The sequence below is a fragment of the Leptothoe sp. ISB3NOV94-8A genome (genome assembly GCF_043421595.1).
Lineage (GTDB): Bacteria > Cyanobacteriota > Cyanobacteriia > Phormidesmidales > Phormidesmidaceae > Leptothoe > Leptothoe turfae.
The window spans coordinates 4,451,073-4,476,608 of the sequence record NZ_JAXSQW010000001.1; the positions used below are offsets into that span (position 1 = coordinate 4,451,073).

Genomic DNA, 25,536 nt, shown 5'->3' on the forward strand with positions numbered 1-25,536 from the left:
AGGGGGACGGTCCCAAGGCATTAAAAAACAGATTTTCAAACAGACAGGGGCGCTCATGCAGGCGACTTTTCTTGAATGAAGTCGACAGCGGCCTGAACTGTGCCAATGCCCTCAGCAGCCTCATCTGGGATCTCAATATCAAACTCTTCTTCGAGAGCCATTACAAGCTCCACGGTGTCTAAGGAATCAGCACCTAGATCGTTGGCGAAACTGGCCTCAGGCTTGACCTCAGCTACATCTACACCTAGCTGCTCAGATACAATCTTCTGAACCTTTCCTAAAATGTCGTCAGCCATAATCTCCAAATTTCCTTTTCAGCGGCAGCAAAGAACATACCCTAGCCCCAGACCGGACCTTGCCACAATGGCAAACCGTCCGTCCAGATTTAGGCATTTTTTCATCTTATAGGAAAGCGTGCGCCCTACATGGGCATACAGTGGTCGCATTTTAGGTAACCTATGGCTGGCAAAGACAGAAGCCTAACAATATTACAATCCATAAACTTTTGACATGTTGCCCCGTTCGCTAAAAATGGCACTGATAGACTGAAACTTGATTGGAGAACTCTTCTGGCTAGTTTGGACTAATGTAAACAAACGTCGCTGAATTGTGATTTATCTATCTTTTTGAACGCTTTTTAGGCGATTGTTTGCATTCAAGGTCATAGCCAAACTGCTATATAGCTGAAACCATTTAATAATATTTGGAGCATTCCTTCGATGTCTCATTCGGTCAAGATTTACGATACCTGCATTGGTTGCACTCAGTGTGTTCGGGCTTGCCCAACAGATGTACTTGAAATGGTGCCCTGGGATGGCTGCAAAGCTGGTCAAATCGCCTCTTCCCCTCGCACTGAAGATTGTGTTGGCTGCAAGCGCTGTGAAACTGCCTGCCCAACTGACTTCTTGAGCATTCGTGTATACCTGGGTGCTGAGACTACTCGGAGTATGGGTCTGGCTTACTAGACTTCAGATTCGATAACAGCTTTCACTCGAAACGTTTACATCTCCTGGTCTGTATGGGCTAGGAGTTTTTTTATGGAAATATGCACCGCCGACTAGGCGCGCACAGCAAACTTGCGCACAGCCACTAAACTGCCCAGCAATCCCACCAAGCTACCTAGGGCAAAGAGGGATGCTGGCAATAGCAGCAACTGTTTCGGCGTAAACTGTAGTCCAACAGCTAAAAATTGTAGGAATTCAGGTTGCTGGGCTGACAGTCGCTGTAGTGACTGATGGGTACCGACCAAGAGTGCCCAGGCAATAAACGCCCCCATCAGACCAAAAGTAATACCCTGCAAAATGAAGGGCATATAGATCCATACGGACGTGGCTCCCACCAGCTGCATTACTTCGATTTCTCGCCGTCGGGCCATGACAATTAAGCGAATTGTGGTGGTGATAACTGCGATCGCAGTCAAGCTTAAAATTGCCAACACACCGAGACTGACATACTGCAATCCCTGGTTCAGTTCCGTCAGCCGCTGCACAGCTTCCGTGATATACAACACTTCATCCACCCCAGCCAGACTTTCTAACTGAGCGGCCACAGCAGGTACCGCCTCAGATGACCGTACCTTCACCTTGATTTCATCAACCAGCGGATTACCTTTCAGCTGTTCAGTTGCGCCGGAGATATCAGTAATTCCGAGTTCCTGACTCAGCTGCGTCCAGGCCTCTTCCTTAGTAACCGTTACGACCTCAGCCACCTCGGCTAAGCTGCTAACGCGAGGGCTCAAACTATCCGCAGTAACACCGCTTTCCAAATAAACTGCTATTTCTAGCTGGCTACCAAATTGATTGAGTAAGCTTTCCACTTGCCAGGTTGCCTGCAAACTAATCCCAAACAGGAATAACAACACCATAATGGTGCTCACCGCGGCCCAGTTCATCCAACCACCGCGCTGCAGGCCCAAAAAGGTTTCCCGCAACAAATAGCTTGCTTTAGTAAAAAACTTCCCCATGCTGGCTTACACGCTGAGAGCGCAGTTAATCACAGTTAATAACGATTTTGGGAACACAATGCAAAGACACAAACAGCCTGATTAAACCATTATCTCAAAGGCTTTTGCGTTCATAGCCCCGTACACATACACGAGGTGAAGTCCTACTTGCTAGGATAGGGTTAGATCCATCAGCCTAATCAATTTAATCGTGGGTATTTCAGTCAGCAAAGAAAAGTTAAAAAATCCGCCTCTTGAGCTGCACTATTTGGGAGATCGGGTGCTCAGAAAAGCAACCAAACGCGTTGCTAAAGTAGATGACGGCATTCGTGATTTAGCCCACCAGATGCTACAGACCATGTATAGCGAAGATGGCATTGGTCTAGCCGCCCCTCAAGTTGGCATTCATAAGCAGATTTTAGTGGTTGATACGGACCCTGAAGAGGCCGCTAACAAACCGCTAATATTGATCAACCCTAAGATCACTCGCAACAGCAAGGAAATGGCCTGTGGTCAGGAAGGCTGTCTCAGCATTCCCGGCGTTTTTCTAGATGTCATTCGTCCAGCGGCCATTGAAGTGAGTTATAAAGACGAAAACGGTCGTCCTCAAAAGATTAAAGCTGATGATCTCTTAGCTCGTGTGATTCAACACGAGATGGATCACCTCAACGGAGTCATGTTTGTTGACCGGGTTGATAATGCCATTGCCTTAGCCCAGGAACTTCAGAAGGGCGGATTTTCTGCTAATGATGTTAGGAAGGTTGCCTAGGAATATGTAGAGGCGTTTCATACAACGCCACTAAGAGCAATATCCTTTAAAGCCTCATTTTTCATTATCAGGAGAAAACTGTGACCCCTAAAAGTGGTTTGTTTCTAGCCGGCACATGTATCACTGCCATTGCCGGCGTCGGGTCTGTATTTGAGCTTGCCTATGGTGAACCTGACTTGGGTGTGGTTCCAACCAGTATCGTGTTGGCCTTAAGCATCCCCATTACCGTTATTTTCTTTATGGCTGCCGTTAAGGATACTCGGGAAAATCAACAGTGGTAGGCGATTGTGATTCTACGGTCCAACGCAGCACAGGAGAACTCTACGGAGTAAGATGTAAAGGAATGTATCGTTTCTAAGGTTTGATTGATTGTCTGGAATCGCAAAATCAAACCTAACTACAGCTATTTACATCTCCGCTTTCACCCATGAATCTACTGTTTTTAATCAAGCTGCTGTTGGCCCTATCAGTGCTTGGTGTGGTTGCCTATCTTTTGACTGCCCGGCGTTATCAGTCCTCAGATTCTGTAGCAAACTCCTATGACCAGTGGACTGAAGACGGCATCTTAGAGTTTTACTGGGGTGAGCATATTCATCTGGGGCATTACGGTTCACCAGCGCGATCTAAGGATTTTCTAAAGGCCAAGGCAGATTTTGTGCATGAAATGGTGGCCTGGGGAGGTTTGGATCGACTAGCCCCTGGGACTACATTGTTGGATGTGGGCTGCGGTATCGGTGGCAGTAGTCGGATTTTGGCCAAGGAATATCAGTTTGATGTTACGGGTGTCACGATTAGCCCTCAACAGGTGATGCGAGCTCAACAGCTGACACCCGCAGGCGTCACTGCCCAGTTCAAAATTGATGATGCCATGGCGCTATCGTTTCCAGATGCCAGCTTTGATGTGGTGTGGTCAGTGGAAGCAGGCCCCCATATGCCCGATAAAGCGATGTTTGCCCGAGAATTGATGCGGGTACTAAAACCCGGCGGTATTTTAGTCTTGGCAGACTGGAACCAGCGAGACGATCGTCAGGTGCCGTTAAATGTCTGGGAAAAACCAGTGATGCGACAGTTACTAGACCAGTGGTCTCATCCTGCTTTTGCCAGCATTGAAGGCTTTGCCGAAAACTTAGAAGCAACCGGCATGGTGCAAGACACTGTTGTAACCGCAGATTGGACCCAGGAAACCTTGCCCTCCTGGTTGGCTTCAGTTTGGCAAGGTATTGTTCGTCCCCAAGGTCTTATCCGCTTTGGGTTTTCAGGGCTGATTAAATCCCTACGCGAGGTGCCCACTATCTTGTTAATGCGTTTGGCTTTTGGAGCGGGCCTGTGTCGTTTTGGCATGTTTCGGGCTGTTAGAGCCGAGGTACAGGCATTTTCTACAGATGTAGAACCCAAGACACTGACTGCAAATCATTAATGACTACCCATAAAATAAGAGATCAGAACTCGAACGTTTTTGGGTAAAACGCCATGGGCAAATCAACACTCCATAGTCAAGATTTTCTGCAATGGACCCAAGAACAGATTGACTCTTTGCGTCATGGTCGTTGGTCAGACTTAGATATTGAAAATCTAATAGAGGAACTGGAAGATTTGGGGCGTAGTGAACAACGGGAACTGGGTAGCTATCTTAGGGTACTCATGATGCATCTGCTGAAATGGCAGTATCAACCTGAACGCCGCACGGCCAGCTGGCAAATAACAATCACCAATTGTCGGGATAGCATCCAAGATTGCCTAGAAGACGCACCGAGTTTGCAGCAGTTTGTCAATAATGCTGAATGGCGTCAGAAGTATTACCGACGAGCACGCCGAGATGCAGCCCAGGAAACTAACAAGGCATTAACTTCATTTCCAGAAAAATGCCCCTATCTACTTGAGCAACTTGTGTCTTCCGACTGGTTACCCGAATAAAGTTCGATTTTATAAGCGCAGTACCACAACCAAACTGATATCAAAGTTATGACTAAACGCGTCATTATTGTTGGTGCAGGGCCAGCGGGTACCAGTTTAGCGCTGTTGCTGGTTCGCAATGGCATTCATGTCACATTGTTGGAAAAAGATACCACCTTCGAACGAGTTTTTCGAGGTGAAGGGTTGATGCCTGTAGGCATGGACGCACTGAAACAGATGGGGCTCACAACAATGCTCACTAAGGTGCCCCATCGTCGGCTTGAGTCTTGGCATATTCATCTGGGTGGTAACGAGGTTTTTGTGATTCCTGAGCCTGACTTAGGAGAACAGTCCCTGAGTATTGTTTCTCAACCTGCTTTATTACAGGGCATTGTGGATGAAGCTGCTGGGCATGAGGGCTTTGAGTTTAAAGCGGGCTGCCAGGTACAGGATTTACTGTGGGAAGAGAATCGCGTTGTTGGGGTGCGGATTAAAACAAATAATACGTCCTCAGACATTAGAGCTGATTTAGTCATTGGCTGTGACGGTCGCGGTTCATTGGTGCGCCGTAAAGCTGGATTAACCATTGACCTACAGCCTGATCAGTACGACGTCCTGTGGTTTAAGCTACCGCCCCCGGAGCGATTGCAACACACCTGCCAGTTTTATTTGATGGCGAAATCTCAGCAGCATCCGGCCAGTTGTTACACCTCCTGGGACGGTCAACTACAGTACGGGTTAATTTTGCCCAAGGGGGGATTGCAACAATTAGGGGATGCAGATTGGCTCAGTCTGGCCGCTGCCTCTGCTCCCGATTGGTTGGCTGAGCATGTACTCGCCCACCGCGATTCTGTCAGCGAACCGGTAAGACTGAACGTGGTGGTGGGCAAATGTCCACAGTGGTGGGTGCCGGGGGCTTTGCTATTGGGAGATGCGGCCCATCCCATGTCTCCAGTGCGAGCTCAAGGGATTAATTTAGCGCTGCGGGATGCCATTGTGGCGACGAACCATCTGGTGCCAGCTCTCCACAAAAGTGATGAAAAAGTAGATGAAGCCTTGGCAACAATTCAGCAAGAACGATTGCCAGAAGTGGTGCGATCGCAAACCTTACAGCTTCGCGAAGCCAATGGCCTCAAAGTGGTGCGATCTTCTCCTTGGAAGTTAGCCATTGCTCAACAGATTTTACCTATCATTGGCAAGCTGTCGTGGGTGCAACAAACCTGGTTAAATCGCCAGCATGACTTACGCTATGGCTCTCAATCCGTTCAGCTCATAGGGCATCAAGCTCACACAGTGGAGTAGGACGGTGCATCGTGCATTTTGTTACACCTAACCCCGTGACCTTGGACTTTTGTGGTGTTTCAGATGTAGATATCAGGCCACTAGCAGAACATATGCAGGGTTCACATAAACCTCATGGAAACTTCGGTAGTTTTAGTGAGGAGACCACGGAGAAAACTTATGTATAAATATGTACAGACAGCACATAAGTACTGCATACTTTTTGTAATATCACCCATGCCAACCTCCCAGCAAAACCCTAGTCTGCCTGGACAAGTACCCTGTGATTTAGCCCTTAAGATTCTCCATCGAATTCCGGCAGAGCATCGTCACAGCATTACGCCACAACAAATGGTAGCGATCCAAAGCGTACTGCGAGAACGGCAACAAAAAACGATTTTTAGAACGGCATTGGGGCCTTTTTGCCTATCGCTCACAGCCGGTCGCAAGCGGAGTAAAAAACGGCTCAATCAAAGCTTGCTGGCACCGGCACTCTGCCTGATGGCTAGCATGATCGGCATGGGTAGTATGGTCGGCTTAATGAAATTTCGCTATGACTATCAAATTGCCGCCTACACCAAGGCCACTCTGCCCATCGAGAAAGCGTCAGTTCACCCAACGGTTTTACCCTTCCGCAAAGGGCAAAATACCTGCGAAAAAAATGGAGGAGTCTGGACCCGAGAAGAATGTGTAGATCACACCCATGACCCCACATTTTAAACTGCCCTCACTACCCTGGCACTGGCAATATCAGCGTAAGTAATCAATAATCCCCTGGGCGATCGCATCGGCAATCTGTTCGCGGGCGGCAGTACTTTGAAAACGAGCTGCATCCTCACTGCCGGTAACAAACCCAGTTTCCACCAGTACCGCAGGCATGGAGGTATTGCGCAACACATAGAAGCGGGCCTGGCGGACACCGCGATCGCGAAGATCGGTACCGCGTAGAACACTGCTGTGGATTGCCCGCGCCAGGTTACGACCTGACGAATAATAGTAAGTCTCTAGACCATTCACCTCGGGACGACTGAGACTAATGGCGTTGGCGTGAATGCTGACAAATATCGTTGCATTGGCCCGCTCAGCGATATCCACCCGTGGCTGCAGGTCGAGTTCTACATCTTGGGTACGGGTTAACGCAGCACGATAGCCTCGCTGTTCTAAGGTACGTTGAAGACGACGCGCAATAAAGGTATTAATTTCTTTTTCTAATAGACCATTTCGACCGACGGCACCAGGATCACGGCCACCGTGCCCTGGATCGATCATGATCAGTACTTCTCCGCGCCCTGCAGATGGCGTGGCGGGTCCTGGAGAGGGTCGGCTAGGAGGAGTTGCCACAGTTCCCGTTGTTTGCACAATGCGAGCATCCAACCCTGAATCTTGCAGACGCTGCAGTAGCTGATTCGCCCGGCGTTGTTCACGAAAACGACCGGCCTGAATCACCGTCTGACCATTTACCGTCGTGCGAAACGCACCAGGCTCAACGGAGTTTACGCGCGTTCGCAAAACTGTAGAGCCCCCCGGCACAATTACCTGGTAAACCACATTGCCAGCAGGGGTGGTGGGCGCAGGCGTGCTGGGACCATCTGAGCGACCGGCTTCTACAATTTGTGCTGACAGACCGGCTTGCACCAACCGTTGACGTAACTCATTAGCCCGCGCCCGCTCACGAAAACGGCCAGCCTGAATCACCGCTCGGCCATCCACCGTAGTGCGAAACGCACCAGGCTCAACGGAATTTACACGCGATCGCAAAATCGCAGAACCGCCTGGCACAATCACCTGGTAATCAACATTAGACCCATTGCCGGGGGCAGGCGTACCGGGTCGGGGTAATGGTCGATTAACGGGGGGCGTCGGCAGCGGTCTAGGCGCAGGCGTGGAGGGCCGAGGAGCAGGGGGCTCAGCCCCTACCGCTGCAATCACAGCATCTAAGGATTGATTATTGGTGATGTAAGTGTGACCGAGAAGCTGGCCGTTATAGACCCGTCGGGTCATCGTCCACCCTGGATCTAACTCAATTTTGACAAAATCATTCGCACTCCCATTAGAGCGCCCCAACTCTAGCCGTGGCAACCCTCGTTGTAACGGACTCGGGGAGGCGACCAGCACCAAACTATCCCCTTGCTTCTCCACTTGCAGACGATAGCGAGACCCTAAATCTTCTCCGCCAATACGTACAGAATATCCATTGCTGTCAGAACTACGGCCACAAATCCCTGAGAAATCAAAGTTTAGCAACAGGGGATTAATTGTCGTCGGATTGCTGCCTTCCTCTTGCCAACAACGTCTGACAGAGCTCAATTGCTCAATAATCAACAATTTATAAAACCGACCATTGCTTATGGGTTCGGCGACAGCGACGACACGCTCGTCTGAAATAGGCTGCTGACCAAATTGAGCTGCCAATGCGTTAGAGGGCAAAGTGAGCACTGCACTACAAGCAGTAGTAGCAGCAACAGCTGACAGTGTGGTGAGTTGGCGAAGAAGTGATTTCATATCCCTAAGGGGTCGCGGGTAGGAGATAGCGTGTCTAAAAGTGCGGCTACAGGAAACACAAGGTTAGCGTCTAACAGGTGTCTATGTAGTTTTCCGGGAAAGTTTGCCCATTCGGTAAGAAACTATATCAGTTCATCAGCTGTCCGCAATGAGATTTGATTGTAAGTGATTAAAAACCCCACATGGGCATGTCTTTGTAAACACTGAGATGTGGAGCTTTCAGGGTTGGCACAGCTAAACACTACCGATTAAATATAGCTGGGCGCAGCCTTTCCTTTGGGGATATGCAGTCAGCAGTTGACTATAACCGCCTGGGTATCAAATTGACTGGCGGGAAATCAGATTTGTAGATGGGTGGATGAGTGATGGGGTAATGGGGTAATTATTTAAGCACAAGCGCCTTAGCACCAAAAAGATGGGTAGCTAATGCCATAGCCTTGGACATAATCAACACCAATTGTTTGCATTTTAGTTAGAATGGCCTCGTTTTCCACCGATTCGGCAATGGTCTGTAAACCCATAACATGGCCGATGCGATGAATAGATTCGATGATGGCCTCCGTTGTAGAGTCAGTAATAACACCTTGAATAAAGTCACCATCGATTTTGAGAAAATCAACTGGTAGTGCTTTGAGATAAGCAAAGGAAGACATGCCGCTACCAAAATCATCTAAGGCAAAGCGGCATCCTAAACGATTTAACGCTCGAATAAATGAAATTGCACACTCAAAGTCAGCAATCGCTGCTGTTTCTGTAATCTCAAAACAAATACATTCAGGCGGAACATTAAATCTCTCAAACTGAGCACTCACATACTCAAGAAAGTGCTCATCATTCAGGCTCATACCGGATAAATTAATACTGTAGAGGACGTTTTCAATACCGTCTTGCAGTACCTGTTCTAGATTGGCTAAACAGTTTCGTATAATCCAACGGTCTAACATTGGCATTAAGCCATAGCGTTCAGCAGCTGGAATAAACTCCCCTGGAGAGATATTTTCCCCAGAGTCTCTGATCATCCGCACCAGGACTTCATAAAAAGCAATCGGTGTCCCCTGAGGGTTTATCGTTTGGGCAATTTGTTGACGATAGAGACAGAAACGATCATTTTCAAGGGCCTGACGAATAACAACACTCCAGTGTCTTTCTTGGCGTTGTTGATTAAGTTCAGCATTATCTTTTTGATAAATCTGAATACGATTACGACCCCGATATTTAGCTGCATAGCAGGCCGCATCGGCAGCACTCATAACAGCTATGGCATCAGTACTATTGGAGTCTATAACAACTAAACCAATACTGACACCCACACGAAAAATCTTCTCTTGCCAGATAAATGGATAGTCGGCTATTGCCTGACGTAAATCTTCTGCAATGTTGACGGCTCGATCAAGGGGACACTGAGCCAATAGAATGCCAAACTCATCACCGCCTAGACGGGCTATGATATCGACAGCTCGGATGTGTCGCTTGAGCAATCGAGCTAATTGGCGCAACAACTCATCTCCAGCTAAATGACCGCTGGTATCGTTGACCACCTTAAACTGATCTAGATCTAAATAACAGAGCACATGGGACTGATTTTGTTGCACAGCTGTTGTCACGATGTCTTCGAGTTCGGCCTCAAAGTAGCGACGGTTAAACAATTCTGTTAATGTGTCGTGGGTTGCCTGCCAACTGAGCTGGCGTGCCATGAAACGAGACTGGGTCACATCATGAAAAACCATGACAACCCCAATTAATTGACCGCTTTTGTTGCGAATTGGTGCGGCTGAGTCTTCAATGCTAAATTCCTGGCCATCCCGTCGGATCAAAATAGTGTGATTCGCTAACCCAGTTATAAGACCAACTAAGAGCACCTGTTCTACGGGATTAATGGCAGGTTCTCGAGTCGTTTCATTGATGATTTGAAAGACTTGGGTTAAAGGGCGTCCACGGGCGGTTTGGGTAGTCCATCCTGTCATCGTCTCAGCTATTGGATTGAGATGACGCACATTACCAGCAGCATCGGTAGTAATTACGGCATCACCAATAGAGTCCAAAGTCACTTGAGCCATTTCTTTTTCGGCCTCTAGTGCTGCTTCTAATTGTTTATGCTCAGTAATATCAGTAATAGTACCAACGTAGCCCATGTAATCACCGTCATTGTCGTACTGAGGAACAGCCTGACCAAAGACCCAAGTTACACTGCCAGCAGGGGTTTGCAAGCGATACTCAGCCTGAAAAGTTTGACTCGTTTGGGTAGCGTGATGCCATTGTTGCGATACTCGCATACGATCATCGCAATGAATTGCCTCAGCCCATCCTGTGCCTAATGCGTCTTCTAACGAGAGGCCAGCAATCTTACACCAGCGTTCATTTACATAGACGCAATCGCCCCATCGATCAGCACGAAAGATCCCGACAGGAGCGGCAGCCGTCAGACTAGCATAGTGATTCTGACTTTCCTCTAATTCAATTTCTATACGTTTGCGATCGCTAATATCTCGTCCTTCTGGAATAATTAAAATCACCTCACCTGCGTCATTTTTGACCGGACTCAGTGAAAAATCAATTGTAATAACTTGATTATTCCCCCCGATGACATCCACCTCATATCGAATGAATTCACCTTGAGCAGATCGCTCAATATTCTTACGCAGTTGGGCCTGAATAGCAGCCGATAACCTCCACCAAGGTGTCTGCCAAAACGGTAAATTGATGACATCTTCTTGACTTAGCCCAACAAAATCCAGTGCGGCCTGATTGGCTTCGATCAGAGTTCCATCAGGTTCTAGCAAACCAATAAACTGAAATGTGTGGTCAAAAATTGCCCGAAATCGAGATTCACTAACTTTTACTTGCTGCTCTAATTGAGATGCTTTGGCCTGTAATAGATCTAAACGCTGATCTTGCAATCGATTGAGCTCTTCCCTCAGGACTTGAATAGTACAATACATCTCTGATGGATCGAGCATTGACAGGATGCTGGTTTGGGTGACAAGCCCACTCAAGGCACCCTGATCAGCAACGACTAATCGACGTACACCCATGGTTTGCATCTGTTTCTGAACAGTCCAAAGACTATCCTCAGGAGCAACACATTGCAAAGGTTTGCTCATTACAGCCTCGACCACCAGAGCGGATAAATCTATGTTTTGAGCCTGTAGCTTAACAATGTCACGCTCGGTCACAATGCCAATTGGCACTTGAGCACCTTTCCCATCATTGACGTCAACAATGACAACACAGCTAACCTGATGGGTAGCCATAAGTCTAATCACACCTAGTAGTCGCTCGTCGGCAAGAGCCGTTACCACATGGGTAGACATCGCTTCATGAACCCGCCTTAAACGCAATAGATCAGCGGCCTTTAATGCTTGACGTAAGTTGGTATGCGTAACAACTCCTACAAGATGATGCTGGTCATCTAACACAGGTAAATGGCGAATATTATGTCGCCTCAAAAGAGCAACTACATTAAATGGTCGCTCCAATTCTCCAGGCGAAATTGTAATCAGCCCACGACTCATCACTTCAGCAATGGTGAAAGCACTTAAATCTATATCCTGGGCAATGATTTTAACAACATCACGCTCAGTGAAAATACCGAGTAGCTGCTCGCCAGACATGACCAGGCAGTAACTGGATGGGCGAGGCCTATCGCTAACAGCATCTTGACTCTGGCTCTCGGCCTCATCAGCCTGACCATCTTCCCCTTGGGACATCCATGATAAAACCTGACTTAAGGGAACCTGGGGCTCCACAATTAGAGGAGTTTGATCAAATTCGATCCGATTACTAAATCCCTCAGTTGATGGGATGGCAAGCTCACTATTATCAGGATCTATACTCATCAGCTATCTCAATCAGATATGCAAGCAAAAATATCCAAATCAATAAGTGAGCGTACAGTGGATGTTCTAAATCACATACCAGCAAAGGAGACTCTTATTGTTGGAATCGATTCACTCACTGTAAAGTCACGCTAATTTTGAAGTCACAGCTAAAGCATGATTGATTTCGCTGACACAAAGCCTCAACCTACACCACCCGACCTAGGGTTAAAATCGCGATGCAATTTTCTTCTGCATTAAAGGCCCTAAAAGTTCGCATACCTTACTCAAGATACATCATTTTAAGGAGGATATAGGAGGAGCCTGACTAATCAACAGTAACCTCTTGAGGGTAGGGAACTGTCGCTAAATGAAATACCCGTTTTACCTGGATATTAAGTGTTGGGTGCTTTAGCTTATAGACCGATACCTAGAACCTCATATTTTGTTAAGTGGATATTAGCGAGCTCTGCCTTAGCCTCAGGGCTCCATAAACGGGCTATCTTATGCTTCGCTCATGAGTTGCAATAACGCATCAGTAGAGAGCTTACCACTCATGTCAGCGCCTTCTAAAAGGCTGTCAGCTAGATCTCGTTTTTTATTGTGTAGTTCAACAATTTTTTCCTCAATAGTGCCTTCAGTGACCAGACGATAAATGGTCACTGGGCGAGTTTGGCCAATACGGTGGGCTCGGTCTGAAGCTTGATCTTCCACGGCTGGGTTCCACCATGGATCCATATGGATCACATAGTCAGCCGCTGTCAGGTTAAGGCCAGTGCCACCCGCTTTTAGGCTGATTAAGAACACATTACCCTCACCGGCTTGAAACGCATCGACTCGCTGTTTACGCTGTTTGACTGGCGTGCTGCCATCCAGATACTGATAGGTAATATTTCGTTTATCCAGATACTCTCGTAAAATTGTTAGGTGATCGACAAACTGGCTAAACACCAAGGCTTTGTGACGGTTACTGAGCAATTCTTCTAACACTTCGCCAAACAGCTGTAGCTTGGCGCTGGTGGGAGGCATCTCTGGCATCACTAGCTTGGGATTGCAGCATATACGTCGTAATCGAGTAATCTCAGCCAGGACCTGTAGGTGTTTAGCTCCAGCTTTTGCATCAGTTGTCGTAAGCTTTGCGATCGCATCCCGCCTCAGCGCCTCATACAGTGCTTTCTCCTCACCGCTCAGTTTTACATGAAGAGTAATCTCAGTACGAGAGGGCAGTTCATCCAACACCTGCGCCTTAGTACGCCGCAGCATAAAAGGTTGAATTAGTTTCTTAAGCCGTAAACGCGCCTGCTTGTCTTGATGACGTTCAATGGGAATCGCAAATCGTTCATTGAATTTCTCTGACGAGCCTAACAAGCCGGGGTTGATAAATCGAAACAGATTCCACAGTTCTCCCAGGTGGTTTTCAATGGGGGTACCAGTGGTCACCACCTTAAACCCAGCTTTGAGCTTCATCGCCGCCTGGGAACGCTTCGTAGCACTGTTTTTAATGGCCTGAGCCTCATCTAGCACAATGGTTTGCCATTCAATTTCCGCCAGCAGTGCCGCCACCTCCGGTTGCTGTAGCAGACCGTAGCTGCACACCAGTAAATCAAACCCACTCAGCTGATCAACCACAGCTTGACGATCACCACTACCCAACTGGAATACATTGAGTGTGGGCGCAAACCGCTGCGCTTCACTAATCCAGTTAGCCCCCACACTGGTGGGAGCAACAACGAGTGTGGGTCCCCCAGGAGCCCGCATCAAAATCACCGCCAGTGCTTGGAGAGTTTTACCCAAGCCCATATCATCAGCCAGGCAAGCACCCACCCGCCAGTGGGCAAGCTGGGCCAACCATTGAAACCCCTCCTGCTGATAGTCTCTTAGCTCAGCCTGCAGTGTGGAGGGAACTTCTGGAGCGATAGTTTTAGATTCTTTTAGTCTTTTAATGTGGGATTTCCAGGTTTTATCCGCCTTTAACTGTCCCACTTCATCGAGAGTTTCTTCTAAAGCCAGGGCCGCTAATGGGTGAAAGCGAGCCCCTTTACCGTGACGTTCTGAATAGGCTCGAAATTCATCCAGCCGTTTACGAAAGGCTTGAGTCAAGGCCAAAAACTGACCATCCCCGATGGGTATAAATCGACTAGAGGTTTGATCTAATAAGGATAGTAAAGCCTGCATATCCATGACACTGCCATCATCTAGCTCTAGCTCGCCACTGACTGAGAACCAATCCTGTTCCTGCTTAATGTGCAACCGCCAGCCATCGATACCGGCTTTATTGCGAATCTTTAGTTTCTCTCCTTCAGGCCACTCCAAAACAATATCTTCTTCCACGGCCTCAAGCTGCAACAACAGCTCCAGGCAGGTTTCGGGCTCGTCTAAAATCCATTCTCCTTCAGCTTCTTCCCCCAGTTGTAGCGCTGGACAAGCCTGCTGAATATCCTGGGCCAGGCGTTTTTCCATGGCTAAATCGCGAGTTGCCTGGGAGCGTTTGCCATCAATTTCGGCAATCACTGTCTTGCGACCAGTTCCCGGCGGATAGTAAGCCCCAGAATTGGGGAAAGGTCGCGTCAACATTGATAACTTCAGACCATCACCGGCTGGCATCAGGTGCACATGGGGTTTGGCGTCTGCCTCAATTGCTTCCACATCATCCATATCACCGTCGATGTCGGAGTGCACCGTTACCAAGCTCGACACCGATTGAATGGCAGCCAGCACCTGCTCATGCCCGGCAGCAGGCACCGTCAATTGATTACGCTTACCCAAAATTTCGGCAATCTGCTGGTGTTCGGAGGTAACCTCCAAAACCTTGATCCGAGTGGGGGTTTCCTTCAACAAGGTAATGCCATCTCCTGGACTAATGGCAGGCTCCATCTTAAGTATGAGGGTGCCATCACCAGCCTGTTCAATCACCAACTCTGGTGTTGCGGCAACAATCTCCACACGCACCGTTGGAGAATCTTCCCAAAATACGAGGGGGTGACCCACTAAAGCCTTGATGGCGTCTCGATTGAGGGCGTATTGAGAACCAGAATAGTAGTCATATTTGATATGGTTGCAAGCCTTGAGATCCTGAGCTGTTAGGTAATCAAATTCTGAGGCATTCTTGGCCAGGCGACTGAGGGCAACAACGCGGCCCTTAGTCCACGTTCCCTTGGCGCTGAGTTTTTGTTCTCGAGGCTGTAGCAACCAGTGCTTAGTATACAGGGTCAAAAACCAGGCCAAACGCCGTTCTGTTTTGGCATCATTACTACTGACACCGGCCACTTTGGTCAATGCCTTTAAGCTGATTTCCCAGGTGCTTTGGGGTTCTAGGGTATCAACAATTGAAACACCCACTCGCTGGTCAGCCCATGCTCGATAGTCACTATCCGGAATTAAACGACTGAGAATCTCAGCCGCTTCGGTGGCAAACCAATAGAATCCTGCATCGTTTGCCTCTTCGGCAAATATCCCGAGGGGACGGGGCGATTCTGCCCTAGCTTCATCCAAATCTAGCCAGTAAAGGCAGAGCTTGCTAAAAAATCGGCCAAAGCTATCTTCTGCATCATCCCCATAACATTCGATGAGCTCGAATAGTCTCTGACGAGCAGCGAGATTGCCTTGTTGGAGCACTGTCATCTCATGCAGCAAGCCGTAAGCATTACTTAAATAGCCAGAGTTTTGCATCAGTGGGGTGCTAATGGCAATCGCTTGTTTTAGATGCTTGGCATCCCCGGACTTCAGCAAAGCCAACATATAAAACAAGCCAGCGATACCACCAATCACTGCTTTTTTGTTGAGCTGTTTACGGGCTAGCTTGGTAGCGGTTGCATAGTACTCCAGGGAGAGTTTGGTCTCCCCTAGCAACAATGCGAGTGCGCCTCTTAAAGCGGTGGCATAGACCTGGGACTGTTCGTCAACGGTTTTGTCTAAGATGACTTCAGCCTCAGTCAGCCGATTGCGCAACAGGTATTGCTCCACCAGCAATACATTAAACTCACTGGAATCAGCGGGATGATTTTCCAACAGGTCCAACAGCTGATCAGCGGGCTTTAACGAAGCTGTTGCCCCTACCAGGAGAGTTTTCAAAACCATGCTGTAATGTTCAGCAGGCAGTCTTTGCAACCAGGTCACATCAAAGGGGTTGTTGACGACATCTAGGAGAAAATCTTCTAGGGCAACGGGCGTAGCGTAGTAGTTATAGTTGCTATAGTCGAGAAACAGCTGAGGCAAAGCGTCATAGTCCTGCTCGTAAAGCGCCAAACGCGCTTCACGATATAGCTCGTCTTTAGATCGGCAAATATGGCGTATGCGATTGACCCGACCGCTATATTGGCGATGTGGATGAAAGATATTTCTAACGGCCTGAAGCATCGGCTCAAACGGGCCTGATTGCACCACATCCCGAGTGACCTGTTCCACAATCAGGGGGTGGCATTGGGGTAAATGTCCGGCACCATAAATCAGCAGTTTGTCATTAATCAGCCCCGTAATCTGAGTTTTTAGAGAGCTGGGGGTAATGGTTTTACCCGTTTTAGTAGTGATGCCCACATAGTTGAGGGCTGTCGTGGCATTTGCAAGGCTAGTGGGTCCGTAAAAGATTGAGAGCAATTGGACAATACTTTTACGTAAAGACGTTTGTTGCTGATAGGTTGTGAAAAGTTGCGATCGCAGCTCCTCAAAATCGAGCAGCTCGTCGTCTTCATCTATCCAGCTATCCATCTACATCCCCAGTATGCTTGCCTAAATGGTTGATTATAGCTTGGCGCATATAGTTCAGGCTATAGCCGATCGCTGGAAGCGTTAGGGAAAGCTGAGAAATCAGGAGCGGTTAAGTCCGCTCTCAAGCCGCGATTCGATGCCTGGTAGTACTGGCATCACACGTCTCATCACACCTCTGCTGGGCAACAGCGGGTGTATTTCGGAGGCGATGGACCAGGGCCAAGGCGTTAAACTCTAAGTCCCGACAGCTGAGGGGCTGAATAAATTTATCCAGTGGGTTGAAGTCAACCACACACTGGCCTAATTGAATCCCCACTGGCTCTAAATGGTTGCCTTTGAGAAACCGTCGCCGAATGTGGGGCTGTTCATGCATCAGCTGTTGACAGGTATTGGCGGTATTGCGATCGCGAGCAAATTGGATCAGCCCGGTGAAATGAAATAGCCGACTATGGGCAATCAGCTGATGGGTTTGATCAACAGTAGGGGATGCCGTCAGCAGTTTACTCAAAACCCATCGTAGCCATTTGGCAGGCACAGGGAATTTAATGGCAGGGGCCAACCATAAAGAGGCCTGTTGCATAATCGACGGCAGACCGTAATCAACAGTCTGCCCGGTCAGCCGTTGGATACGCTGTTCCATCAGACGTAGACGCGCATTGAGGCAGGATAATCCCTGCTGAATCTCTTTTAACTGCCGAGTACTAGGGTCGTGCGGCGGCAACGATTGCCAGCATTCTGTTAACACCTCTGTAGAGGACAAAAGTTCTAGTAGGGCTACATACTTACAGCCCAGGCCATGGCCAATCCAAGTGTAGTTAGCCGCATTTAAGTACACCGCTGACTCATACCCCTTAGCCATTGCCGCCTCGACCATTGAGCCCCGTAACGTGTAGTGCTCATCTAAAAGGTCAATGGCTGTGGACCAATGGTGCAACGTAAACCGAAACGGCAAAGCGACAACGGTATAGCCAGCCGAAAAAAGACTTTTGAGAAAATGACGATACACGAGGGTGGGAAATGTCCCCCATAGAGCACTCCCTACAAACTGAATCACACCTTTGGGTTGGGGATGGAGGGCAACCCAACTGTGGGAATACGGTTCAAATTGAAACCGAGCGGCATTACTAGGCGACGATAAAACCATAGAAAATAATGTATGAAAAGACTCCCAGAGCCGCTGTAAATATTCAGCCGTTACTGCCTGAGTATAGAAACCGATCACCCCAACAGGTTACCAACCAAGACTTGAGAGATGAAACCATACCGAGGAGCAGCACCGCCGATCTTAGACACCTCTGAATTGTTACCCCGCCAATATTCATAATTCCGGACAGTCCTGGAAAACTAATACCGCTGTGTCATGCCTTTGCAGGAGTACACAAAAGGGTACTACCCAAACTCAAAGGTTTTAAGCCAAAGTAACAACAGCTTGCCTTGAGAGTGAAGCAGCGTGTGGCTGATCTGACACTGTTGGCTGGTCTGACACTGTCAGTTAACTGATCTTTCAAACTTGCATCAGGGTTGGGGAGTTATCGTTCTCCCCTGGCGGTTCTTGCCATGCAAGAATCCGTGTCTTCCACAGTGGGAATAAGTCTCTAAGTGAGGAGTTGCTAGTTGTAAGCGGCTCCTTTTTTATCTGAGGTCCTTTGTCTTAGGTATAAGGATGTGTCTAGAAAAGACGCTACCCATTACTCAGCCCCCTAGCCCCCCAAATGTAAAGGTTTCCATGGTTAGACTCCCTGATTCAACCCTGCCTGCTCCGGCAGCCCCAACATGATGTTCATATTTTGCACAGCAGCCCCTGAAGCCCCTTTGCCTAAATTATCCAATCGTGCTGCGACCAATGCCTCATGGGTATCGTCCTTAGCAAAGACGAACAGTTGGACCTGATTAGTTCCGTTAGCCGCTTTTGTATCCAGAAACTTGCCATCACGCAGCTCCGCTTCATCCGCCAAAGCCGCCACCTGCACAAAGGGTTCATCGGCATAGTAATCCGTGAGGGCAGCGCACAGTTGCCGACCAGTGGGTGGATGATCCAACGTCCACAGCGGCAGCGGAATTTGCACCAGCATGCCCTGCTCAAACGTACCTACCGCTGGCAGAAATAAGGGCGCATGGGCCAACCCAGAATATTGATGCATCTCTTGCACATGCTTATGGCCAAAGGTCAGACCATACACACCATAGGGATAAAGTGGTTCTGATTCACCGCGATACCCGGCATAGGTCTCCATCAGCTTACGGCCTCCACCGGAATATCCGGAAATTGCATTAATGGTGACTGGGAAACTAGCAGGAATTAGACCAGAGGTCATTAATGGTTTGATGGCTGCTAGAAAGCCGGTAGGGTAACAGCCTGGATTACTAACACGATGGGCCTTTGCGATCGCATCCCGCTGCCCCGGTGCTAACTCTGGGAATCCATACACCCAATCCTGATGGGTACGATGGGCTGTGCTAGCATCCAAAATTTTAACCGTGGGACTTGATACCAGATCAACCACCTCACGAGCGGCGGCATCGGGCAAACACAAAATCGCCACATCCACAGAATCAATCAGCTTTGCCCGCTCTGCCACATCTTTTCGCTTAGCAGGATCAATACTGACAACCGTGACATCTTCTCGCTGGGCTAAGCGGGCATAAATCTGCAGCCCGGTTGTACCTGCTTCACCATCAATAAAAACCCTGGGCTGCACCATGGGACAACTCCTGATTACTCTCTTAAACCGTCTGTGTCATTTTATAGGGCCATGATTCGGTAGACCATGGTCATTGGCTTAATATCAAACAGCATTGTTCAGTATCTATGCCGCTACCCTGGGGATGCAATCGGGAATTCTGATGAATAATTGCAACCCCGTCAATAGTTTCATGGTTTCCCCCAGCGTTTTAAAGACGACTCCTCGACTTCTCAATCGCTACAGTATTCAACAAAACTTAGGGGCTCGCCTTGGTCGTAGAACGATGCTGGGTTACGACCACATCCGCCATAGCTGGGTTATCATCAAATATTTATGTTTTGACGATCCACTTCAAGCAAACGATATCAAACGTTTTCACCAAGAAGTTACAGTCCTTAAAAATTTGAAGCATCAAGCTATTCCAGCTTACTACGACAGCTTTGAGATCGAAGACCATGGCTATCACGGCTGCATGCTTGTACAAGAATACATTGAGGGTAAATCACTATATACCCTGATCAACACTCAAAGAGTCTTTACCGAAGAAGAGATTCGTAAACTGGCGCAACAGATTTTAGCGATCCTTGATTATCTACACACCAAAAAATCACCGATCATTCATCGTGATATCAAACCTAGCAGTTTTGTGCTGAATACCCTCGCTAATTCTACGCCAGGTGATCTCTATTTAGTGGACTTTGGCTTAGTACAATGTGCTAGCACAACTCAAACTGATACAGAAACTGATACAGATACCCCCATTCTCATCTCAGGGACTCCAGGCTACCGCCCACCCGAACAACTGGGAGATCGGGCCATGCCTGCCACAGATTTATACAGCCTGGGAGCCACACTCATCCATCTTGCTACAGGAAAACATCCCAACACGTTGCCCCAGAGCGGCCTACGTCTGTTGTTTAGCCAAGAATTAGAGCATATGAGTCGGCCCCTCAAATCTTGGTTACGCTGGCTCACCCAACCCAAGCAACATAAACGACCCATATCCGCAAAATCTGCCCTGAAAGGATTAGAGCAAGCTGATGAGATTTTTTCCTCATCTCACTGGCTATCCTTCAACAGTCTTAGCCATCGTTTGCAACGCACGTTTTTAGAAACAATGGCCCCAGCCAACACCCAGCTAAAGATTCTTGAGTACAGTCAAATGTTGGAGGTCTTGTTTCCTCCATTGGGCTGGAAAAGCAGAAAATTCTGCCTGGCAATGCTCCAGACAATCGTGAGCGCAGCAAGTGTATGGCTGACGTTTAGAGGGTTTTTATACTTCTGGCCTCAGCTGGTCAACGTTTGGCAACAGTTATCTATTATTATCATCGGGCTAGGATGGACATATTTTAACGTACGCTCTGGGTACCGAGGATTGCAATCTATCTGTTCTAGTCTTTTCCAACAGATCAGCATTCAGCTATTGCCAGAAATTATTTTGTTAGGGCATCGGTTCCCCTGTCGGCCAGTTGACTATAAAATCAATACCTATAAACGCGATATTGAAGATATTCATTTCCAAAAAGATAGCTCTCTCATCAAGTTTTTCCTACATAATAATCGCACCATCGTTGGCAAGCTGAAGTATACGCTTTCAGCCAAAGAGCTGGAATTAACTCAGTCAGAAATCAGTTGGGTGAATGACATTTTACAACTTTGGTTAAAGCAGCCATCTTCTACAGGGCTAGCATAATTCGTGACCGTTACGGATGCATTAACCAGGTCAGGCAGAAAAGCCATGGGGAAGAACAGAGCACTTTCCCATACACTATATTTTAGTCTCCATATCGCATTGGCCGTTCTATGCCTCAATTTGCCACTGCCCAAGATCAACGCTATGCCCAAGCATTAATGCAGCCTGCGTTAATTCGCATTATTGACAATATTCGTAAACAGCTAGATGCCTCTACTTGGGAGGGGTCTTATCGAGACGATATGCGATGGCCAGCAGAGACAACGGCTGAACAAAAACAGCAATACTTAGCGCTTCAAGAGATGTTAGAAAAAGCAACGCCTGAAGAGCATGATCAAATTCAGGCCACGCTTGCCCAGTTGCCATCTCCTGACCATCGGTATACCCTATGCCTTAAAAAGCAAGATCAACAGCAGGAAATCGATGTTTGGCAGCTGTGCTATCGGCTCTGTAATGCAGCGGATACAGCAGATACAAAAAATCATACTGGCCCCATCACCATAGATACAAGTCTATTGGACCTGGAAATGGGTGATGTGGATTGGATTGCCCTGGATAAAAAAGCTAAGCGGCTAGTGGAAGAGACTTTTCAAGCCTTGCCCACCCCCTAAGGAATTTAACGAAGTCCAAGTAATGGGCATGGTTAGCTTTAAACTCTTCGGGGCTGCGGACATATTCATCCTGAGTAAAGGGTCTAGGACGTTCGAGGCTATGTGGGTAAAAAGCTGGCACTCAAACTCTTAAAAGAGTGGGGCATTGAGTTTTTCGCCAAGCCTCGGCGCAAAACGCTAAAATAACCCCTTAATCATCTCAGAGTAACGCTCCACAACCACATTGCGGCGAATTTTGAGCGTTTGGGTGAGCAGACCATTTTCGATCGTCATTGGCTCCGGTAACAGCGTAAATGCAGCAATCTCATCCTGGGAACGGTAGCCAGGGCGATCGCGCACTTCTCGGTTGAGTTCCTGGCGCAGGAGATTGTGAATAATGAGGTTGTCGGGTGCGATCGCTTCATTCTCCCCAATCATCAACGGAGGTGATTGCGCTAATCCCCAGGCTTGCAGGGCTTCCAGATTAGGCACAATCAATGCTCCCAGTGCTTTTCGATCTTGCCCAACCAGAACAATTTGATCGATAAATGAACTGCGTAAGCAGGCATCTTCGATCGGTTGTGGCTCAATGTTTTCGCCATTGCTGAGGACGATCGTATCCTTGGCTCTGCCGGTCAGGATAATGCTGCCATCGTCTGCTAGCCAGCCAATATCGCCTGTATCAAACCAGCCTTCGGGATCAATGGCCTTGGTGGTGGCTTCGGGGTTGCGATAATAGCCCTGCATGATTTGGGGACCTCTTGTCAGGACTAAGCCGCGTTTTCCGGCGGGCAAGGCTTGTCGGGTTTCTAGATCGACAACCCGAAATTCGGTCTGGATTAATGGTTGACCAGAAGCCTTGCGCACGTTGTTCCAGTAGCGTCGCGCACTGAGTACGGGGGAGGTTTCAGTCAGACCGTAACCGACCAAAATTTCGATGCCAATCATTTCAAAAAAGTCTTCTAAATGCTGAGCCAGGGAACCGCCGCCACAGATGAGTTGCTTGACTTTGCCACCCAGGGCTTGCTGCATTCGCTTGTAGAGCAACAGTTCCCCCAAGTAGTGCAGCGGAGCCAGCAACAGCGTGGTCGCCCAGGCTCGCAGGACTGCCGAGCGCGTCGGGTGTAAATTGAGCAAATCGCGGTGCTTCCAGGTACGTACCGCTTGAATGTAGCGACTGCTGACCGCCAGAAACGATTGAATGAATGCTTGCATTCGAGGTGGGCGATCTCGAAAAGACTTTTGAATACCTTCGAAGATAGACTCCCACAATCGCGGCACTCCCACCACATAGGCGGGCTGATAGGTTTTCAGATCTTGCTTGAGATAACGACGATTGGTATATACCTGAGTGCAGCCCTGGGAAAGCGTGTAGTATTCGCCTACCCGCCCAAAACTGTGCCAGGTGGGTAAGATGCTTAGGGTGCGATCGCCAACCAGGGGTTGAATAATCGCCGTTAAAGCTACCAGTTGATAGATAAAGTTGGCGTGGCTCAGCATTACCCCTTTGGGTTGGCCAGTGGTGCCAGAGGTGTAAATCAGCGTGGCGAGGGTGTCTGGAGTTGTGTTGACGGATTGTAGCGGTTGCTGGTTGCCCAGTTCCAGCAGTTGGTCAAACGTGAGTAGTTTGACGTGGGAGGGGCGACCGGGTAAGTCGGGCTGTTCGTTCGACAGAAGCACCACCCACTCCACTGGCAATGTCCAGATGCGATCACCCAACCGATCTAACGTTTTGGCGTTTTCCACCACTAGCCCACTGCTCTGGCTATGCTCCAAAATGTAGAGCAGTTCATCGGGATCTGCAGTCGCCGATCGCACCGCATCCGCTGCCCCCGCTAGCATGATGCCCTGATCTGCCACCAGCCACTGCCAGCTATTGTCGGCAAAGAGCGCCACGATGGGTGGATTTTGCGGTAAGCGCGACGAAGGGGACAACAGCGTTTGTATCCCTGCCGCGAACTGTCGAATTTGCTGATATACCTGCCGATAAGTCAGCGATACTGCCGGACGACTGTGGGGGTCAATCAGCGCCTCCACATTGCCAAAGTATTGTTCTGTAATCTCCCACATCTGTGGAAGCGATCGCAGTTGGCTATAGTCGATTAACCCGGTGTGCTCAAACCGTTCTTTGGTTGAAAAATAGCTGGCAGAATCATTTCCCAAACGATTATCAAAACGATGCATAGCTGGAGTCGAACGCGGATTAGTTGCCATCCCCTTTTTCCCTGATTTCTTTTGGTTTTACCACTGCCAGCCAACCCTCTACTAATGTCATTAGCAGAGGCGTAATCGGGCTAATCAAATAGCGAAATAGCCAATCCGCCAGTCGCGTTTTTCGGGGTGCGTTGAGGCCAAAGTAGGCCACTAAAATTGCCGCGATCGCCAGCGTCGCCGTGACATAGAAAAAAGGCGCAAAACTTCCCGTGATGCCGCGCAGGGCGATCGCCATAAAAATTCCCGAAAGGCCACCGCCGCCAAAGGCAAGGAACAATAAACCATAGTTATTAGGGTAGTTGGGCAACCCAAAAAAGCTCAAGGTTGCCGCTGGTGCGACTGCCAGCCACGCCCCTAGACAAAACCAGAAAATGGAAAACGCCACCAGAAATTGACCGGGTTCATTGGGGCTGGTGTGAATCATCAAAATTGAGGCAATCAAAGTCAAACTGTTGATGATGATAATCGTGAACTTAGGGCGCAGGCGATCGTTCAACCATCCAAACAGCGGTCGCCCCAGCCCATTGAAGACTGCAAATAGCGGCACAGTCAGAGCAAGTTCCTCGGCCTCCAGGTTGACCAGTTCGCTCCCGACCTGGGCGGTTGTGGCAATCGCCGTTAGCCCGACAAAGGTACCGACGGTGTAGCAAAACATCAGCCCATAAAAAGTCTGGGTTTGCATCATGGGCAGACTGGCATCCGTTTCGACCGATTGATTGAGCGTCTGCGCAAAGTTGCTGGGAGTCCAGCGGGGCGGCGGCATTCGCAGGACAGATGCGATCGCCACAATTAGCACCGTAAACACAATGCCCAGCAAAACAAAGGTCTGGCGTATTCCCAGGGCGGGTAAATTCCAGGCGGGATTGCCGTTAATCAGATTGAAGGCTAGCGGTGCAGTCACCAGCGGCGACAGGCCAAATCCCACGACCGTCAACCCCACGGCCAATCCTTTGCGATCAGGAAACCAGCGAGCTGCCACTGCCAGGGGCACGCCGTAGGCCATGCCCACCCCCAAACCGGCCACTACGCCATAGCTCAGCACCAGCCAGAGCAGGCTAGATGCTTGACTGGCCAGCAGGTAGCCCAGGCCCACTAAGATTCCCCCCAAACTGGCAAGAATGCGTGGGCTACAGCGATTCATGTACAGGCCGGCAATCGGCATCACCAGGGTAAAGGTGACTCCCAAAACCAAAAATGGCAGTAAAATCGTACCCGGACGACTTTTGAGTTCTGCCTCAAAGGGTCCGCTAAAAATGCTCCAGGAATAAACCGTACCTAAACAGAGCAATACCATTAAGCCGAGCGGAATAAACAGCCAGCGACCCTGGTCGGGCGGCAAGCCAAACAAACGAGCCTCGGAAGGGAAGGGGAAGGTGGGTAGCAATTTGCCTTCGGTTATAGTAGCTTTTCTCACGTCACAGGCACTGATAATTAACGATTTGGCTCTCA

Annotated in this window: 18 protein-coding genes; 9 read left to right on the plus strand and 9 right to left on the minus strand. The window is 48.8% G+C overall.

Annotated elements, in window-relative coordinates:
* Window positions 1-53 precede the first annotated feature (53 nt).
* Complete coding sequence (gene acpP / locus SPB21_RS18835; protein WP_006515949.1) at window positions 54-296, minus strand: acyl carrier protein; 243 nt, start codon at window positions 294-296, stop codon at window positions 54-56.
* Between the two features lie 423 nt (window positions 297-719).
* Between acpP and psaC the strand changes: the two genes are divergently transcribed.
* Window positions 720-965 carry a photosystem I iron-sulfur center protein PsaC gene (psaC, locus tag SPB21_RS18840; RefSeq protein WP_006515950.1) on the plus strand — a complete coding sequence of 82 codons (246 nt, stop codon included), beginning with the start codon at window positions 720-722 and terminating at the stop codon, window positions 963-965.
* A gap of 92 nt (window positions 966-1,057) precedes the next feature.
* On the opposite strand, the gene SPB21_RS18845 is transcribed toward psaC, so the two are convergent.
* Entirely contained in the window at window positions 1,058-1,963 is a 906-nt protein-coding gene (locus SPB21_RS18845) for a cell division protein FtsX (protein WP_163662015.1), read from the minus strand.
* 190 nt (window positions 1,964-2,153) lie between these two features.
* Here SPB21_RS18845 and def point away from each other — a divergent pair, with 190 nt between their 5' ends.
* The 6 genes from def to SPB21_RS18875 all read left to right on the plus strand — a co-directional run bounded on the left by def (window position 2,154) and on the right by SPB21_RS18875 (window position 6,605).
* Window positions 2,154-2,711: a peptide deformylase gene (gene def, locus SPB21_RS18850; RefSeq protein ID WP_348917902.1), complete on the plus strand. Its 558-nt coding sequence runs from the start codon at window positions 2,154-2,156 to the stop codon at window positions 2,709-2,711.
* A gap of 80 nt (window positions 2,712-2,791) precedes the next feature.
* Complete coding sequence (locus SPB21_RS18855) at window positions 2,792-2,992, plus strand: hypothetical protein (RefSeq protein ID WP_006515953.1); 201 nt, start codon at window positions 2,792-2,794, stop codon at window positions 2,990-2,992.
* 146 nt (window positions 2,993-3,138) lie between these two features.
* Window positions 3,139-4,128, plus strand: coding sequence for a methyltransferase domain-containing protein (locus SPB21_RS18860; protein WP_163662017.1), 990 nt, complete (start codon window positions 3,139-3,141; stop codon window positions 4,126-4,128).
* Between the two features lie 53 nt (window positions 4,129-4,181).
* Window positions 4,182-4,625 (plus strand): DUF29 domain-containing protein, encoded by a 444-nt coding sequence (locus tag SPB21_RS18865; RefSeq protein WP_163662018.1) that lies wholly within the window; start codon window positions 4,182-4,184, stop codon window positions 4,623-4,625.
* A 48-nt stretch (window positions 4,626-4,673) separates the two neighbouring features.
* Complete coding sequence (locus tag SPB21_RS18870) at window positions 4,674-5,906, plus strand: FAD-dependent monooxygenase (protein ID WP_163703015.1); 1,233 nt, start codon at window positions 4,674-4,676, stop codon at window positions 5,904-5,906.
* A 216-nt stretch (window positions 5,907-6,122) separates the two neighbouring features.
* Window positions 6,123-6,605, plus strand: a complete 483-nt coding sequence (locus tag SPB21_RS18875; RefSeq protein ID WP_163662022.1) for a hypothetical protein — start codon at window positions 6,123-6,125, stop codon at window positions 6,603-6,605.
* Between the two features lie 30 nt (window positions 6,606-6,635).
* On the opposite strand, the gene SPB21_RS18880 is transcribed toward SPB21_RS18875, so the two are convergent.
* The 5 genes from SPB21_RS18880 to argC all read right to left on the minus strand — a co-directional run bounded on the left by SPB21_RS18880 (window position 6,636) and on the right by argC (window position 19,608).
* Entirely contained in the window at window positions 6,636-8,387 is a 1,752-nt protein-coding gene (locus SPB21_RS18880) for a DUF3747 domain-containing protein (RefSeq protein WP_499867407.1), read from the minus strand.
* 401 nt (window positions 8,388-8,788) lie between these two features.
* Window positions 8,789-12,223 carry an EAL domain-containing protein gene (locus SPB21_RS18885; RefSeq protein ID WP_499867408.1) on the minus strand — a complete coding sequence of 1,145 codons (3,435 nt, stop codon included), beginning with the start codon at window positions 12,221-12,223 and terminating at the stop codon, window positions 8,789-8,791.
* 483 nt (window positions 12,224-12,706) lie between these two features.
* Complete coding sequence (locus SPB21_RS18890) at window positions 12,707-16,906, minus strand: DEAD/DEAH box helicase (RefSeq protein ID WP_499867410.1); 4,200 nt, start codon at window positions 16,904-16,906, stop codon at window positions 12,707-12,709.
* A 121-nt stretch (window positions 16,907-17,027) separates the two neighbouring features.
* A complete protein-coding gene (locus tag SPB21_RS18895; RefSeq protein ID WP_499867411.1) occupies window positions 17,028-18,050 on the minus strand; it encodes a DUF1350 family protein in 1,023 nt (340 codons plus the stop codon).
* A 586-nt stretch (window positions 18,051-18,636) separates the two neighbouring features.
* Window positions 18,637-19,608, minus strand: a complete 972-nt coding sequence (gene argC, locus SPB21_RS18900) for an N-acetyl-gamma-glutamyl-phosphate reductase (protein ID WP_499867412.1) — start codon at window positions 19,606-19,608, stop codon at window positions 18,637-18,639.
* 172 nt (window positions 19,609-19,780) lie between these two features.
* Between argC and SPB21_RS18905 the strand changes: the two genes are divergently transcribed.
* Together SPB21_RS18905 and SPB21_RS18910 are read left to right on the plus strand one after the other, a co-directional pair.
* Window positions 19,781-21,283, plus strand: coding sequence for a serine/threonine-protein kinase (locus SPB21_RS18905; protein ID WP_163662034.1), 1,503 nt, complete (start codon window positions 19,781-19,783; stop codon window positions 21,281-21,283).
* A 110-nt stretch (window positions 21,284-21,393) separates the two neighbouring features.
* Window positions 21,394-21,894 carry a hypothetical protein gene (locus SPB21_RS18910; RefSeq protein WP_499867413.1) on the plus strand — a complete coding sequence of 167 codons (501 nt, stop codon included), beginning with the start codon at window positions 21,394-21,396 and terminating at the stop codon, window positions 21,892-21,894.
* Between the two features lie 177 nt (window positions 21,895-22,071).
* On the opposite strand, the gene SPB21_RS18915 is transcribed toward SPB21_RS18910, so the two are convergent.
* Together SPB21_RS18915 and SPB21_RS18920 are read right to left on the minus strand one after the other, a co-directional pair.
* Window positions 22,072-24,087, minus strand: coding sequence for an AMP-binding protein (locus SPB21_RS18915; protein ID WP_499867415.1), 2,016 nt, complete (start codon window positions 24,085-24,087; stop codon window positions 22,072-22,074).
* The gene (locus SPB21_RS18920; RefSeq protein ID WP_499867416.1) at window positions 24,077-25,501 is read right to left on the minus strand and encodes an L-lactate MFS transporter; all 1,425 of its coding nucleotides are present in this window, start codon (window positions 25,499-25,501) and stop codon (window positions 24,077-24,079) included. Before SPB21_RS18920 ends, SPB21_RS18915 begins: the two co-directional genes overlap by 11 nt.
* Window positions 25,502-25,536 lie beyond the last annotated feature (35 nt).

Coding starts and splice junctions, on each gene's coding strand:
- acpP (WP_006515949.1), bottom strand. CDS start 296: ATGGCTGACGACATTTTAGGAAAGGTTCAGAAGATTGTATCTGAGCAG.
- psaC (WP_006515950.1), top strand. CDS start 720: ATGTCTCATTCGGTCAAGATTTACGATACCTGCATTGGTTGCACTCAG.
- SPB21_RS18845 (WP_163662015.1), bottom strand. CDS start 1,963: ATGGGGAAGTTTTTTACTAAAGCAAGCTATTTGTTGCGGGAAACCTTT.
- SPB21_RS18860 (WP_163662017.1), top strand. CDS start 3,139: ATGAATCTACTGTTTTTAATCAAGCTGCTGTTGGCCCTATCAGTGCTT.
- SPB21_RS18865 (WP_163662018.1), top strand. CDS start 4,182: ATGGGCAAATCAACACTCCATAGTCAAGATTTTCTGCAATGGACCCAA.
- SPB21_RS18870 (WP_163703015.1), top strand. CDS start 4,674: ATGACTAAACGCGTCATTATTGTTGGTGCAGGGCCAGCGGGTACCAGT.
- SPB21_RS18875 (WP_163662022.1), top strand. CDS start 6,123: ATGCCAACCTCCCAGCAAAACCCTAGTCTGCCTGGACAAGTACCCTGT.
- SPB21_RS18880 (WP_499867407.1), bottom strand. CDS start 8,387: ATGAAATCACTTCTTCGCCAACTCACCACACTGTCAGCTGTTGCTGCT.
- SPB21_RS18885 (WP_499867408.1), bottom strand. CDS start 12,223: ATGAGTATAGATCCTGATAATAGTGAGCTTGCCATCCCATCAACTGAG.
- SPB21_RS18890 (WP_499867410.1), bottom strand. CDS start 16,906: ATGGATAGCTGGATAGATGAAGACGACGAGCTGCTCGATTTTGAGGAG.
- SPB21_RS18895 (WP_499867411.1), bottom strand. CDS start 18,050: ATGGTTTTATCGTCGCCTAGTAATGCCGCTCGGTTTCAATTTGAACCG.
- argC (WP_499867412.1), bottom strand. CDS start 19,608: ATGGTGCAGCCCAGGGTTTTTATTGATGGTGAAGCAGGTACAACCGGG.
- SPB21_RS18905 (WP_163662034.1), top strand. CDS start 19,781: ATGGTTTCCCCCAGCGTTTTAAAGACGACTCCTCGACTTCTCAATCGC.
- SPB21_RS18910 (WP_499867413.1), top strand. CDS start 21,394: ATGCCTCAATTTGCCACTGCCCAAGATCAACGCTATGCCCAAGCATTA.
- SPB21_RS18915 (WP_499867415.1), bottom strand. CDS start 24,087: ATGGCAACTAATCCGCGTTCGACTCCAGCTATGCATCGTTTTGATAAT.